Origin of the sequence: Escherichia sp. WS2035 (genome assembly GCF_046487065.1) — a bacterium.
In the GTDB taxonomy this organism is placed as follows: Bacteria; Pseudomonadota; Gammaproteobacteria; order Enterobacterales; family Enterobacteriaceae; genus Escherichia; species Escherichia coli.
On the sequence record NZ_JBJQKD010000008.1, the window covers coordinates 237,902 to 251,365 of the forward strand.

Here is a 13,464-nt window from a genome sequence, read left to right on the forward strand (position 1 = left end):
CCTGAATAAGTGATGGTGCAGCCTGCAGGCCGCACCACAACCGCATTACTTCACGCGAGAGACGTATTCACCAGAGCGGGTATCCACTTTGATGACTTCGCCGATTTGTACAAACAGCGGAACTTTAACCACAGCGCCAGTAGACAGGGTAGCCGGTTTGCCGCCAGTACCTGCGGTATCACCTTTCAGGCCCGGATCGGTATCCACGATTTCCAGTTCAACGAAGTTCGGCGGAGTAACGGAGATCGGCTGACCATTCCACAGAGTTACGATACACTCTGCCTGATCCAGCAACCATTTGGCGTTGTCGCCAATTGCTTTTGCATCAGCAGACAGCTGCTCGAAAGTTTCGTTGTTCATGAAGTGCCAGAACTCACCGTCGTTGTACAGGTAAGTCAGGTTCATATCGACAACATCAGCACCTTCAGCGGAATCAGTAGATTTGAAGGTTTTTTCTACGCGAGTACCGGTCAGCAGACGACGCAGTTTAACGCGAGCAAATGCCTGGCCTTTACCCGGTTTTACGAATTCACTCGCTTCAACCGCGTAAGGTTCGCCGTCTAACATGATTTTAAGACCAGCACGAAAATCGTTGCTATAGTACGTTGCCATAAGGCCCTCTGAAATTTGTTAATTGGTAGCTAAGCCACAAAATGGCGCATATTGTAACCCTAAATACCCCATCCAGAGAAGATTGGTTAACGCAACTTGCCGATGTTGTGACCGATCCTGATGAACTTCTGCGTCTTTTGAATATAGACGCGGACGAAAAACTGTTGGCCGGACGCAGCGCCAAAAAGCTGTTTGCCCTGCGTGTGCCCCGCTCATTTATCGATCGCATGGAGAAAGGCAATCCGAACGATCCGCTTTTGCGTCAGGTAATTACCTCGCAAGATGAGTTTGTTGTCGCGCCCGGATTCTCCACCGACCCGCTGGAAGAACAGCACAGCGTAGTGCCAGGTTTGTTGCATAAATACCACAACCGGGCGCTTTTGCTGGTCAAAGGCGGCTGCGCGGTAAATTGCCGCTATTGCTTCCGTCGCCACTTCCCCTATGCCGAAAATCAGGGCAACAAGCGTAACTGGCAGACTGCACTTGAGTATGTTGCTGCGCATCCGGAACTGGACGAGATGATTTTCTCCGGCGGCGATCCGCTGATGGCGAAAGATCACGAGCTGGACTGGTTGCTCACACAACTGGAAGCCATCCCGCATATCAAACGTCTGCGGATTCACAGCCGTCTGCCGATTGTGATCCCGGCACGCATCACAGATGCGCTGGTTGAACGCTTTTCTCATTCTACGCTGCAAATCTTGCTGGTGAATCACATTAACCATGCCAATGAGGTAGATGAAACATTCCGTCAGGCGATGGCTAAGTTGCGCCGGGTAGGCGTTACTTTGCTGAACCAGAGCGTTCTGTTACGTGGTGTGAACGATAACGCGCAAACGCTGGCAAACCTGAGTAATGCGTTGTTCGATGCGGGTGTGATGCCGTATTACCTGCATGTGCTCGATAAAGTACAGGGCGCGGCGCATTTTATGGTGAGTGATGACGAAGCACGGCAGATTATGCGTGAGTTGCTGACACTGGTGTCGGGATATCTGGTGCCTAAACTGGCGCGAGAAATTGGCGGCGAACCCAGCAAAACACCGCTGGATCTCCAGCTACGCCAGCAGTAACTGATTAAACAGGGAAGTTTAATCTTTGCCCGTTGCATAACCTTTAATTATTCATATACATTGCTGTTATTACTATTTATATAACCGACACCAATAATTAACCTTTCTTTTCTGTTTATATAGAGTGAGCACGGCTATTTATGTTATTTTAACAACTATTACTACCAAGCCCATTTATCTGGCTTATAAACTAAAATTAATTATTTAATTGAGAAATGGTTAGGGAGAACCTACATGGCCATAAGCATCAAGGGTGTTAATACCGGTGTTATTCGCAAGAGTAATAATTTCATTGCACTGGCGCTGAAAATTAAAGAACCTCGCAATAAAGAATCGTTGTTCTTTATGTCTGCCATGGAATTGCGCGACCTTCTGATTGCGCTGGAAAGTCGTCTGCATCAAAAGCATAAACTGGATGCTGCTGCACGCCTTCAGTATGAACAAGCTCGCGATAAAGTCATTAAGAAAATGGCAGAAAATATCCCAGAAATTCTGGTTGATGAGCTTAAAAATGCCGATATTAATCGTCGGGTTAACACGCTGGAACTTACCGATGATCAGGGCGAAAATCTTACCTTCGTATTAACACTACATGACGGTAGCAAATGTGAGTTAGTCGTCAATGAGTTGCAGATTGAAATGCTGGCGCGAGCAATCATTCATGCAATTAATAATGCGGAAATGCGTGAACTGGCATTACGTATTACCTCACTGTTAGATTTCCTGCCGTTATATGATGTCGACTGCCAGGATGATGGTAATCTGGAATATGACACCTATTCCCAACCGGAATGGAAACATAACTTGTTCAACCATTATCTGGCGGTGCTTTACCGCTTTAAAGATGAAAGTGGCAAAGAACAATTTAGCGGCGCAGTGGTGAAAACGCGTGAAGCAACGCCGGGTAAAGAAGTGGAGGCGATCACTCGCCGAATGCTTGATTTCAGCCCCCGACTGAAAAAACTCGCGGGTGTGCCATGTCAGGTCTATGTTCGCACCGTAGCGGCAAATAACGCCCAACCGCTAACCCAGGATCAATGCTTACGCGCGCTGCATCACTTACGTGTTCAATCCACCAGCAAAACTGCACCACAGGCGAAATAATCTTATCTGTTTTACTACGAGGCTGGAAGTATCCAGCCTCTGGATCACATCAGTTCGGGCACTTATAAACCTGACCGATAATCTGGCTATCCGTCGGGACAAAACTGGACAACATTCCCTGCGACGGGCTGCTGATGCCATAAATCACGTTACCGCCCATTGCAGCCGCCTGGTTGCGCAGATCGTTTGCTGCGCCGCGCATAGAACCGCCTTCTTCTCCGTGTTGCCCGGAAAGCCAGTTGCTTTGCTTACCTGTTGCAGTACCAATCAGCTGGCACTCTGCACCTGGTTGCTCGTCCACAATGCGTACACTCTGACCGGCAGCACTCAATTCGTTGCTGGAGCTACAACCCGCCATCAGTAGCGCGGCACCGACAATCCCTGCTAAGTATTTTACGTGCATGTTATTCCCCATAATCAATGAGCTGGACGCCACTCGCGTCGTCCGTGTCTGAATCTTATACTAGAAAGATGACCAAAAGAAAAACCCCCAGACATTTCTGCCCGGGGGTTTGTTTATTTCTGCGAGGTGCAGGGCAATTACATCATGCCGCCCATGCCACCCATGCCGCCCATACCGCCAGCAGCGCCTAAGTCAGCTGCATCGTTTTTCGGCAGGTCGGTAACCATGCACTCGGTGGTGATCATCAGGCCAGCCACAGAAGCCGCGTACTGCAGAGCAGAACGGGTTACTTTGGTTGGATCCAGGATACCCATATCGATCATGTTGCCGTATTCTTCAGTTGCTGCGTTGTAACCGTAGTTGCCGTCGCCGCCTTTAACGGTGTTAGCAACAACAGACGGTTCTTCGCCGCAGTTCAGGACGATCTGACGCAGCGGAGCTTCCATTGCACGCAGTGCAACTTTGATACCCACGTTCTGGTCTTCGTTCTGACCACGCAGGTCAGCCAGTTTAGACGCTACGCGGATCAGCGCAACACCACCACCAGCAACCACGCCTTCTTCTACCGCAGCACGGGTCGCGTGCAGGGCGTCTTCAACGCGTGCTTTTTTCTCTTTCATTTCAACTTCGGTAGCAGCACCAACTTTGATAACTGCAACGCCGCCTGCCAGTTTCGCTACGCGCTCCTGCAGTTTTTCACGGTCGTAGTCAGAAGTTGCTTCTTCAATCTGCTGACGGATCTGAGCAACACGGCCCTGGATTGCAGCTTCTTCACCCACGCCATCGATGATGGTGGTGGTGTCTTTGTTGATCACAACACGTTTAGCCTGACCCAGGTCTTCCAGGGTTGCTTTTTCCAGCTCCATACCGATCTCTTCAGAGATTACGGTACCGCCAGTCAGGGTTGCGATATCCTGCAGCATAGCTTTACGACGATCGCCGAAGCCCGGAGCTTTAACCGCAGCAACTTTCACGATGCCACGCATGGTGTTAACAACCAGAGTTGCCAGTGCTTCGCCTTCAACATCTTCAGCGATGATCAGCAGCGGTTTACCTGCTTTGGCAACAGCTTCCAGAACCGGCAGCATTTCGCGGATGTTGGAGATTTTCTTGTCAGCCAGCAGGATGAACGGGCTTTCCAGTTCTACTGCGCCAGTTTCCGGCTTGTTGATGAAGTAAGGAGACAAGTAGCCACGGTCGAACTGCATACCTTCAACCACGTCCAGTTCGTCCTGCAGACCGGTACCGTCTTCAACGGTGATAACGCCTTCTTTACCGACTTTGTCCATCGCTTCAGCGATCAGTTTACCTACGGTTTCGTCGGAGTTAGCAGAGATGGTACCAACCTGAGCAATCGCTTTAGAGTCAGAGCACGGTACGGACAGCGCTTTCAGTTCTTCAACTGCAGCGGTAACAGCTTTGTCGATACCACGTTTCAGGTCCATCGGGTTCATGCCCGCAGCAACAGCTTTCAGACCCTCAGTGATGATAGCCTGAGCCAGTACGGTTGCAGTGGTGGTACCGTCGCCTGCAGCGTCATTCGCTTTAGAGGCAACTTCTTTCACCATCTGCGCACCCATATTTTCGAACTTGTCTTCCAGTTCGATTTCACGAGCAACGGAAACACCATCTTTGGTGATGGTCGGTGCACCGAAAGATTTATCCAGAACTACGTTACGGCCTTTAGGACCGAGGGTAACTTTCACTGCATCTGCCAGTACGTTTACGCCGCGCAGCATTTTCACACGAGCGTCGTTACCGAATTTTACGTCTTTAGCTGCCATTATCTTTATTCCTTAAATTCGTATGTTCAGTGTCGTGCGCGGATTACGCTTCAACAATTGCCAGAATGTCGCTTTCGGACATGATCAACACTTCTTCATTGTCGATCTTCTCAGATTTCACACCGTAGCCATCGTTGAAAATAACGATGTCGCCAACTTTCACATCCAGCGGCTTCACTTCGCCATTTTCAAGGATACGGCCATTGCCGACAGCCAGCACTTCGCCGCGGGTGGATTTAGCCGCTGCAGAGCCGGTCAGAACGATGCCGCCAGCAGATTTAGTTTCAACTTCTTTACGCTTGACGATCACGCGATCATGCAATGGACGAATATTCATTGATAACTCTCCTTTGAGAAAGTCCGTATCTGTTATGGGTGACGCCGGAGCTTACGTGGTTTCCCGGCTGGTGACCAGAGAAATGGGGATGAGGCTTCGCCCCTTCAAGGGGGAAAAAGAAAAAAAATTCTGATCAGCACAAAATCGGGTGAAAACCCTGATTCACCTCACATTTCATCGCTATTTCTTCATCACCGTCATAAGCAAATCTGATTGTGCTACCATCGAAAATCTACGCAGTTGCCCAAAATTTGGGCGCAATCGGACATCAACCCATGAGTGGACTCAAACAAGAACTGGGGCTGGCCCAGGGCATCGGCCTGCTATCGACGTCATTATTAGGCACTGGCGTGTTTGCCGTTCCTGCGTTAGCTGCGCTAGTAGCAGGCAATAACAGCCTGTGGGCGTGGCCCGTTTTGATTATCTTAGTGTTCCCGATTGCGATTGTGTTTGCGATTCTGGGTCGCCACTATCCCAGCGCAGGCGGCGTCGCGCACTTCGTCGGTATGGCGTTTGGTTCGCGGCTTGAGCGAGTCACCGGCTGGTTGTTTTTATCGGTCATTCCCGTGGGTTTGCCTGCCGCGCTACAAATTGCTGCCGGATTCGGTCAGGCAATGTTTGGCTGGCATAGCTGGCAACTGTTGTTGGCAGAACTCGGTACGCTGGCGCTGGTGTGGTATATCGGTACTCGCGGTGCCAGTTCCAGTGCTAATCTACAAACAGTTATTGCCGGACTTATCGTCGCACTGATTGTCGCTATCTGGTGGGCGGGCGATATCAAACCTGCGAATATCCCCTTCCCTGCGCCAGGAAATATCGAACTTACCGGGTTATTTGCTGCGTTATCAGTGATGTTCTGGTGTTTTGTCGGTCTGGAAGCATTTGCCCATCTTGCCTCGGAATTTAAAAATCCAGAGCGTGATTTTCCTCGTGCTTTGATGATTGGCCTGCTGCTGGCAGGATTAGTCTATTGGGGCTGTACGGTAGTCGTCTTACACTTCGACGCCTATGGTGAACAAATGGCGGCGGCAGCATCGCTTCCCAAAATTGTAGTGCAGTTGTTCGGTGTAGGAGCGTTATGGATTGCCTGCGTAATTGGCTATCTGGCCTGCTTTGCCAGTCTCAACATTTATATACAGAGCTTCGCCCGCCTGGTCTGGTCGCAGGCGCAACATAATCCTGACCACTACCTGGCACGCCTCTCTTCTCGCCATATCCCGAATAATGCCCTCAATGCGGTGCTCGGCTGCTGCGTGGTAAGCACGTTGGTGATTCATGCTTTAGAGATCAATCTGGACGCTCTTATTATTTATGCCAATGGCATCTTTATTATGATTTATCTGTTATGCATGCTGGCAGGCTGTAAATTATTGCAAGGACGTTATCGACTACTGGCGGTGGTTGGCGGGCTATTATGCGTTCTGTTACTGGCAATGGTCGGCTGGAAAAGTCTCTACGCGCTGATCATGCTGGCGGGGTTATGGCTGTTTCTGCCAAAACGAAAAACGCCGGAAAATGGCATAACCACATAATCCGGCGTTTCGACATTAATCCTGGCGATCGTCTTTATGATCAAGGCGGTCGCGGTCATCATCCTTTCGCTGGTACTCACCATCAAAAGTATTACCGCCACCGGTCCCGGCGCTAAAACCGCCGCCTGGCATGCGAGAAAAGCGCAAATGCGGCATCAACTTCACTGTCAGATGCTTTTGCACCGGCGGCAATAAAAGCAGAAGACCGAGGAAGTCGGTGAAAAAGCCCGGTAATAAAAGCAGCAAACCGGCAATGATCAGCGAAACACTTTTAATCATCTCCGCCGCTGGGTTTTCACCCGCCGCCATTTTTTGCTGCATCAGCACGAAATTCTTAAAGCCCTGGTTACGTACCAGTGACATACCGATAACTGACGTGAATATAACCAGCACGAGGGTCAGCAATACCCCCAATACATGAGCAACCTGAATAAAGATTGAAATCTCAATATAGACATAAAGGAAAATGGCAATAAAAGGTAACCAGCGCAAAGGTTTCTCCTGTAATAGCAGCCGGTTAAACCCGGCTACCTGAATGGGTTGCGAATCGCGTTTAGCTTATATTGTGGTCATTAGCAAAATTTCAAGATGTTTGCGCAACTATTTTTGGTAGTAATCCCAAAGCGGTGATCCATTTCACAAATTAATAATTAAGGGGTAAAAACCGACACTTAAAGTGATCCAGGTTACGGTAGAAATCCTCAAGCAGCATATGATCTCGGGTATTCGGTCGATGCAGGGGATAATCGTCGGTCGAAAAACATTCGAAACCACATATATTCTGTGTGTTTAAAGCAAATCATTGGCAGCTTGAAAAAGAAGGTTCACATGTCAAACAACATTCGTATCGAAGAAGATCTGTTGGGTACCAGGGAAGTTCCAGCTGATGCCTACTATGGTGTTCACACTCTGAGAGCGATTGAAAACTTCTATATCAGCAACAACAAAATCAGTGATATTCCTGAATTTGTTCGCGGTATGGTAATGGTTAAAAAAGCCGCAGCTATGGCAAACAAAGAGCTGCAAACCATTCCTAAAAGTGTAGCGAATGCCATCATTGCCGCATGTGATGAAGTCCTGAACAACGGAAAATGCATGGATCAGTTCCCGGTAGACGTCTACCAGGGCGGCGCAGGTACTTCCGTAAACATGAACACCAACGAAGTGCTGGCCAATATCGGTCTGGAACTGATGGGTCACCAGAAAGGTGAATATCAGTACCTGAACCCGAACGACCATGTTAACAAATGTCAGTCTACTAACGACGCCTACCCGACCGGTTTCCGTATCGCAGTTTACTCTTCCCTGATTAAACTGGTAGATGCGATTAACCAACTGCGTGAAGGCTTTGAACGTAAAGCTGTCGAATTCCAGGACATCCTGAAAATGGGTCGTACCCAGCTGCAGGACGCAGTACCGATGACCCTCGGTCAGGAATTCCGCGCTTTCAGCATCCTGCTGAAAGAAGAAGTGAAAAACATCCAACGTACCGCTGAACTGCTGCTGGAAGTTAACCTTGGCGCAACAGCAATCGGTACTGGTCTGAACACGCCGAAAGAGTACTCTCCGCTGGCAGTGAAAAAACTGGCTGAAGTCACTGGCTTCCCATGCGTACCGGCTGAAGACCTGATCGAAGCGACCTCCGACTGCGGCGCTTATGTTATGGTTCACGGCGCGCTGAAACGCCTGGCTGTGAAGATGTCCAAAATCTGTAACGACCTGCGCTTGCTCTCTTCTGGTCCACGTGCCGGCCTGAACGAGATCAACCTGCCGGAACTGCAGGCAGGCTCTTCCATCATGCCAGCTAAAGTAAACCCGGTTGTTCCGGAAGTGGTTAACCAGGTATGCTTCAAAGTCATCGGTAACGACACCACTGTTACCATGGCAGCAGAAGCAGGTCAGCTGCAGTTGAACGTTATGGAGCCAGTCATTGGCCAGGCCATGTTCGAATCCGTTCACATTCTGACCAACGCTTGCTACAACCTGCTGGAAAAATGCATTAACGGCATCACTGCTAACAAAGAAGTGTGCGAAGGTTACGTTTACAACTCTATCGGTATCGTTACTTACCTGAACCCGTTCATCGGTCACCACAACGGTGACATCGTGGGTAAAATCTGTGCCGAAACCGGTAAGAGTGTACGTGAAGTCGTTCTGGAACGCGGTCTGTTGACTGAAGCGGAACTTGACGATATTTTCTCCGTACAGAATCTGATGCACCCGGCTTACAAAGCAAAACGCTATACTGATGAAAGCGAACAGTAATCGTACAGGGTAGTACAAATAAAGAAGGCACGTCAGATGGCGTGCCTTTTTTCTTGTGAGCAGTAACTTAAAAATAACAATTTAATATCAACTTGTTAAAAAACAAGGAAGGCTAATATGCTAGTTGTAGAACTCATCATAGTTTTGCTGGCGATCTTCTTGGGCGCCAGATTGGGGGGAATAGGTATTGGTTTTGCAGGCGGATTGGGGGTGCTGGTTCTTGCCGCTATTGGCGTTAAACCCGGTAACATCCCGTTCGATGTCATTTCCATTATCATGGCGGTTATCGCCGCTATTTCTGCCATGCAGGTTGCTGGCGGTCTGGACTATCTGGTTCATCAGACAGAAAAGCTGCTGCGCCGTAACCCGAAATACATCACGATCCTCGCACCGATCGTGACCTATTTCCTGACTATCTTTGCTGGTACTGGCAACATCTCTCTGGCGACACTGCCAGTTATCGCTGAAGTTGCGAAGGAACAAGGCGTTAAACCTTGCCGTCCGCTGTCTACTGCAGTGGTATCCGCGCAGATTGCGATCACCGCATCGCCAATCTCAGCGGCAGTGGTTTACATGTCTTCCGTGATGGAAGGTCATGGCATCAGCTACCTCCATCTGCTCTCCGTGGTCATCCCGTCCACCCTGCTGGCGGTTCTGGTGATGTCCTTCCTGGTCACTATGCTGTTCAACTCCAAACTCTCTGACGATCCGATTTATCGCAAGCGTCTGGAAGAGGGCCTGGTTGAACTGCGCGGTGAAAAGCAGATTGAAATCAAATCCGGTGCAAAAACGTCCGTCTGGCTGTTCCTGCTGGGCGTAGTTGGCGTGGTTATCTATGCAATCATCAACAGCCCAAGCATGGGTCTGGTTGAAAAACCACTGATGAACACCACCAACGCAATCCTGATCATCATGCTCAGCGTTGCAACTCTGACCACCGTTATCTGTAAAGTCGATACCGACAACATTCTCAACTCCAGCACCTTCAAAGCAGGTATGAGCGCCTGTATTTGTATCCTGGGTGTTGCGTGGCTGGGCGATACTTTCGTTTCCAACAACATCGACTGGATCAAAGATACCGCTGGTGAAGTGATTCAGGGTCATCCGTGGCTGCTGGCCGTCATCTTCTTCTTTGCTTCTGCTCTGCTGTACTCTCAGGCTGCAACCGCAAAAGCACTGATGCCGATGGCTCTGGCACTGAACGTTTCTCCGCTGACCGCTGTTGCTTCTTTTGCTGCGGTGTCTGGTCTGTTCATTCTGCCGACCTACCCGACGCTGGTTGCTGCGGTACAGATGGATGACACGGGTACTACCCGTATCGGTAAATTCGTCTTCAACCATCCGTTCTTCATCCCGGGTACTCTGGGTGTTGCCCTGGCCGTTTGCTTCGGCTTCGTGCTGGGTAGCTTCATGCTGTAATGACCCATCGCGGGGCGTTCACGCCCCGCTTTCTTTCCCGCCGACTAACATCCTTTCCCCGTCCGTTGTATAGTGACCTCTCTCTTGCAGTTCCATCTGTTCTTGCGAGGTGTTTATGCTTGATGAAAAAAGTTCGAATACCACGTCTGTCGTGGTGCTATGTACGGCACCGGATGAAGCGACAGCCCAGGATTTAGCCGCCAAAGTGCTGGCGGAAAAACTGGCGGCCTGCGCGACCTTGATCCCCGGCGCTACCTCTCTCTATTACTGGGAAGGTAAGCTGGAGCAAGAATACGAAGTGCAGATGATTTTAAAAACTACCGTATCTCACCAGCAGGCACTGCTGGAATGCCTGAAGTCTCATCATCCATATCAAACCCCGGAACTTCTGGTTTTACCTGTTACACACGGAGACACAGATTACCTCTCATGGCTCAACGCATCTTTACGCTGATCCTGCTACTTTGCAGCACTTCCGTTTTTGCCGGATTATTCGACGCGCCGGGACGTTCACAATTTGTCCCCGCGGATCAAGCCTTTGCTTTTGATTTTCAGCAAAACCAACATGACCTTAATCTGACCTGGCAGATCAAAGACGGTTACTACCTCTACCGTAAACAGATCCGCATTACGCCGGAACACGCGAAAATTGCTGACGTGCAGCTGCCGCAAGGCGTCTGGCATGAAGATGAGTTTTACGGCAAAAGCGAGATTTACCGCGATCGGCTGACGCTTCCCGTAACCATCAACCAGGCAAGTGCGGGAGCAACGTTAACTGTCACCTACCAGGGCTGTGCTGATGCCGGTTTCTGTTATCCGCCAGAAACCAAAACCGTTCCGTTAAGCGAAGTGGTCGCCAACAACGAAGCGTCACAGCCTGTGTCTGTTCCGCAGCAAGAGCAGCCCACCGCGCAATTGCCCTTTTCCGCGCTCTGGGCGTTGTTGATCGGTATTGGTATCGCCTTTACGCCATGCGTGCTGCCAATGTACCCACTGATTTCTGGCATCGTGCTGGGCGGTAAACAGCGGCTTTCCACTGCCAGAGCATTGTTGCTGACCTTTATTTATGTGCAGGGGATGGCGCTGACTTACACGGCGCTGGGTCTGGTGGTTGCCGCCGCAGGGTTACAGTTCCAGGCGGCGCTACAGCACCCATACGTGCTCATTGGCCTCGCCATCGTCTTTACCTTGCTGGCGATGTCAATGTTTGGCTTGTTTACTCTGCAACTCCCCTCTTCGCTGCAAACACGTCTCACGCTGATGAGCAATCGCCAACAGGGCGGCTCACCTGGCGGTGTGTTTATTATGGGGGCGATTGCCGGACTGATCTGTTCACCATGCACCACTGCACCGCTTAGCGCGATTCTGCTGTATATCGCCCAAAGCGGGAACATGTGGCTGGGCGGCGGCACGCTTTATCTTTATGCGCTGGGCATGGGCCTGCCGCTGATGCTAATTACCGTCTTTGGTAACCGCTTGCTGCCGAAAAGCGGCCCGTGGATGGAACAAGTCAAAACCGCGTTTGGTTTTGTGATCCTCGCACTGCCGGTCTTCCTGCTGGAGCGAGTGATTGGTGATATATGGGGATTACGCTTGTGGTCGGCGCTTGGTGTCGCATTCTTTGGCTGGGCCTTTATCACCAGCCTACAGGCCAAACGCGGCTGGATGCGCGTGGTGCAAATAATCCTGCTGGCAGCGGCATTGGTTAGCGTACGCCCACTTCAGGATTGGGCATTTGGTGCAACACATACCGCGCAAACTCAGACGCATCTCAACTTTACACAAATCAAAACGGTAGATGAGTTAAATCAGGCGCTCGTTGAAGCCAAAGGCAAACCAGTGATGTTAGATCTCTATGCCGACTGGTGCGTCGCCTGTAAAGAGTTTGAGAAATACACCTTCAGCGACTCGCAGGTGCAAAAAGCGTTAGCAGATACGGTCTTACTTCAGGCCAACGTCACTGCCAACGACGCACAAGATGTGGCGCTGTTAAAGCATCTTAATGTCCTTGGCCTACCGACAATTCTCTTTTTTGACGGACAAGGCCAGGAGCATCCACAAGCACGCGTCACGGGCTTTATGGATGCTGAAACCTTCAGCGCACATTTGCGCGATCGCCAACCGTGAACGACACTTGCAGTGGGAAAGACGGAGGAAAATAGCGTGCAACGTGAAGATGTACTGGGAGAAGCCCTGAAATTATTAGAATTACAAGGGATTGCCAACACCACGCTGGAGATGGTTGCTGAACGTGTGGATTATCCACTGGACGAGCTACGCCGCTTCTGGCCAGACAAAGAGGCAATCCTCTACGATGCGCTGCGTTATCTTAGCCAACAGATAGATGTCTGGCGTCGTCAGCTGATGCTGGACGAAACGCAAACCGCCGAACAAAAGTTGCTGGCACGTTATCAGGCGTTATCGGAGTGCGTTAAAAACAACCGCTATCCGGGCTGTCTGTTTATCGCTGCCTGTACGTTTTATCCCGATCCTGGCCACCCTATTCATCAACTGGCCGATCAGCAAAAAAGCGCGGCCTACGATTTCACCCACGAACTGTTAACCACGCTGGAAGTTGACGATCCGGCGATGGTAGCAAAGCAGATGGAACTGGTGCTGGAAGGCTGTTTAAGCCGAATGCTGGTGAATCGTAGCCAGGCGGATGTCGACACCGCACATCGGCTGGCGGAAGATATCCTGCGCTTCGCCCGCTGCCGTCAGGGTGGTGCACTGACCTGACAGAAACACAGAAAAGAAGCGATTTGCCGCAATCTTAAGCAGTTGAATCGCTTTTACTGAAATTAGGTTGACGAGATGTGCAGATTACGGTTTAATGCGCCCCGTTGCCCGGATAGCTCAGTCGGTAGAGCAGGGGATTGAAAATCCCCGTGTCCTTGGTTCGATTCCGAGTCCGGGCACCAAATTCATATAAACGGAC

General features: G+C 50.3%; 13 protein-coding genes and 1 tRNA gene. 9 read left to right on the top strand and 5 right to left on the bottom strand.

Features of this window, described 5'->3' with window-relative positions:
• Window positions 1–45 precede the first annotated feature (45 nt).
• Complete coding sequence (efp, locus tag ACJHX4_RS15475; protein WP_000257278.1) at window positions 46–612, bottom strand: elongation factor P; 567 nt, start codon at window positions 610–612, stop codon at window positions 46–48.
• A 41-nt stretch (window positions 613–653) separates the two neighbouring features.
• Here efp and epmB point away from each other — a divergent pair, with 41 nt between their 5' ends.
• On the top strand, window positions 654–1,682 hold the full coding sequence (gene epmB / locus ACJHX4_RS15480; protein WP_000940543.1) for an EF-P beta-lysylation protein EpmB: 1,029 nt from the start codon (window positions 654–656) through the stop codon (window positions 1,680–1,682).
• A gap of 234 nt (window positions 1,683–1,916) precedes the next feature.
• Window positions 1,917–2,786 (top strand): YjeJ family protein, encoded by an 870-nt coding sequence (locus ACJHX4_RS15485; RefSeq protein WP_001008032.1) that lies wholly within the window; start codon window positions 1,917–1,919, stop codon window positions 2,784–2,786.
• Between the two features lie 49 nt (window positions 2,787–2,835).
• Here ACJHX4_RS15485 and ACJHX4_RS15490 read toward each other — a convergent pair whose 3' ends face one another.
• The 3 genes from ACJHX4_RS15490 to ACJHX4_RS15500 form a co-directional block, all read right to left on the bottom strand.
• Window positions 2,836–3,189: a DUF4156 domain-containing protein gene (locus tag ACJHX4_RS15490; protein ID WP_000558209.1), complete on the bottom strand. Its 354-nt coding sequence runs from the start codon at window positions 3,187–3,189 to the stop codon at window positions 2,836–2,838.
• A gap of 137 nt (window positions 3,190–3,326) precedes the next feature.
• Window positions 3,327–4,973, bottom strand: a complete 1,647-nt coding sequence (gene groL / locus ACJHX4_RS15495; RefSeq protein ID WP_000729117.1) for a chaperonin GroEL — start codon at window positions 4,971–4,973, stop codon at window positions 3,327–3,329.
• A 43-nt stretch (window positions 4,974–5,016) separates the two neighbouring features.
• Window positions 5,017–5,310 (bottom strand): co-chaperone GroES, encoded by a 294-nt coding sequence (locus ACJHX4_RS15500; protein ID WP_001026276.1) that lies wholly within the window; start codon window positions 5,308–5,310, stop codon window positions 5,017–5,019.
• Between the two features lie 275 nt (window positions 5,311–5,585).
• Between ACJHX4_RS15500 and yjeH the strand changes: the two genes are divergently transcribed.
• A complete protein-coding gene (yjeH, locus tag ACJHX4_RS15505; protein WP_000015841.1) occupies window positions 5,586–6,842 on the top strand; it encodes an L-methionine/branched-chain amino acid transporter in 1,257 nt (418 codons plus the stop codon).
• Window positions 6,843–6,857: 15 nt separating this feature from the next.
• Here yjeH and ACJHX4_RS15510 read toward each other — a convergent pair whose 3' ends face one another.
• Window positions 6,858–7,334, bottom strand: a complete 477-nt coding sequence (locus ACJHX4_RS15510) for an FxsA family protein (RefSeq protein ID WP_001267445.1) — start codon at window positions 7,332–7,334, stop codon at window positions 6,858–6,860.
• 336 nt (window positions 7,335–7,670) lie between these two features.
• On the opposite strand from ACJHX4_RS15510, the gene aspA reads away from it, so the two are divergent.
• The 6 genes from aspA (at window position 7,671) to ACJHX4_RS15540 (ending at window position 13,447) form a co-directional block, all read left to right on the top strand.
• Window positions 7,671–9,107 (top strand): aspartate ammonia-lyase, encoded by a 1,437-nt coding sequence (gene aspA / locus ACJHX4_RS15515; protein ID WP_000069437.1) that lies wholly within the window; start codon window positions 7,671–7,673, stop codon window positions 9,105–9,107.
• A 117-nt stretch (window positions 9,108–9,224) separates the two neighbouring features.
• Window positions 9,225–10,526 carry an anaerobic C4-dicarboxylate transporter DcuA gene (gene dcuA / locus ACJHX4_RS15520; RefSeq protein ID WP_000961959.1) on the top strand — a complete coding sequence of 434 codons (1,302 nt, stop codon included), beginning with the start codon at window positions 9,225–9,227 and terminating at the stop codon, window positions 10,524–10,526.
• 115 nt (window positions 10,527–10,641) lie between these two features.
• Entirely contained in the window at window positions 10,642–10,980 is a 339-nt protein-coding gene (gene cutA, locus ACJHX4_RS15525) for a divalent cation tolerance protein CutA (RefSeq protein WP_000883409.1), read from the top strand.
• Complete coding sequence (gene dsbD / locus ACJHX4_RS15530) at window positions 10,956–12,653, top strand: protein-disulfide reductase DsbD (RefSeq protein ID WP_000068941.1); 1,698 nt, start codon at window positions 10,956–10,958, stop codon at window positions 12,651–12,653. The genes cutA and dsbD overlap by 25 nt, the downstream gene beginning before the upstream one ends.
• A 36-nt stretch (window positions 12,654–12,689) precedes the next feature.
• The gene (locus ACJHX4_RS15535) at window positions 12,690–13,265 is read left to right on the top strand and encodes a transcriptional regulator (RefSeq protein ID WP_001188520.1); all 576 of its coding nucleotides are present in this window, start codon (window positions 12,690–12,692) and stop codon (window positions 13,263–13,265) included.
• Window positions 13,266–13,371: 106 nt separating this feature from the next.
• Window positions 13,372–13,447 (top strand) — tRNA-Phe (locus tag ACJHX4_RS15540).
• Window positions 13,448–13,464: the final 17 nt, after the last annotated feature.

What these genes read in the sequence shown, in the direction of transcription:
- efp (WP_000257278.1), bottom strand. Translation starts at nt 612, where the DNA reads ATGGCAACGTACTATAGCAACGATTTTCGTGCTGGTCTTAAAATCATG.
- epmB (WP_000940543.1), top strand. Translation starts at nt 654, where the DNA reads ATGGCGCATATTGTAACCCTAAATACCCCATCCAGAGAAGATTGGTTA.
- ACJHX4_RS15485 (WP_001008032.1), top strand. Translation starts at nt 1,917, where the DNA reads ATGGCCATAAGCATCAAGGGTGTTAATACCGGTGTTATTCGCAAGAGT.
- ACJHX4_RS15490 (WP_000558209.1), bottom strand. Translation starts at nt 3,189, where the DNA reads ATGCACGTAAAATACTTAGCAGGGATTGTCGGTGCCGCGCTACTGATG.
- groL (WP_000729117.1), bottom strand. Translation starts at nt 4,973, where the DNA reads ATGGCAGCTAAAGACGTAAAATTCGGTAACGACGCTCGTGTGAAAATG.
- ACJHX4_RS15500 (WP_001026276.1), bottom strand. Translation starts at nt 5,310, where the DNA reads ATGAATATTCGTCCATTGCATGATCGCGTGATCGTCAAGCGTAAAGAA.
- yjeH (WP_000015841.1), top strand. Translation starts at nt 5,586, where the DNA reads ATGAGTGGACTCAAACAAGAACTGGGGCTGGCCCAGGGCATCGGCCTG.
- aspA (WP_000069437.1), top strand. Translation starts at nt 7,671, where the DNA reads ATGTCAAACAACATTCGTATCGAAGAAGATCTGTTGGGTACCAGGGAA.
- dcuA (WP_000961959.1), top strand. Translation starts at nt 9,225, where the DNA reads ATGCTAGTTGTAGAACTCATCATAGTTTTGCTGGCGATCTTCTTGGGC.
- cutA (WP_000883409.1), top strand. Translation starts at nt 10,642, where the DNA reads ATGCTTGATGAAAAAAGTTCGAATACCACGTCTGTCGTGGTGCTATGT.
- dsbD (WP_000068941.1), top strand. Translation starts at nt 10,956, where the DNA reads ATGGCTCAACGCATCTTTACGCTGATCCTGCTACTTTGCAGCACTTCC.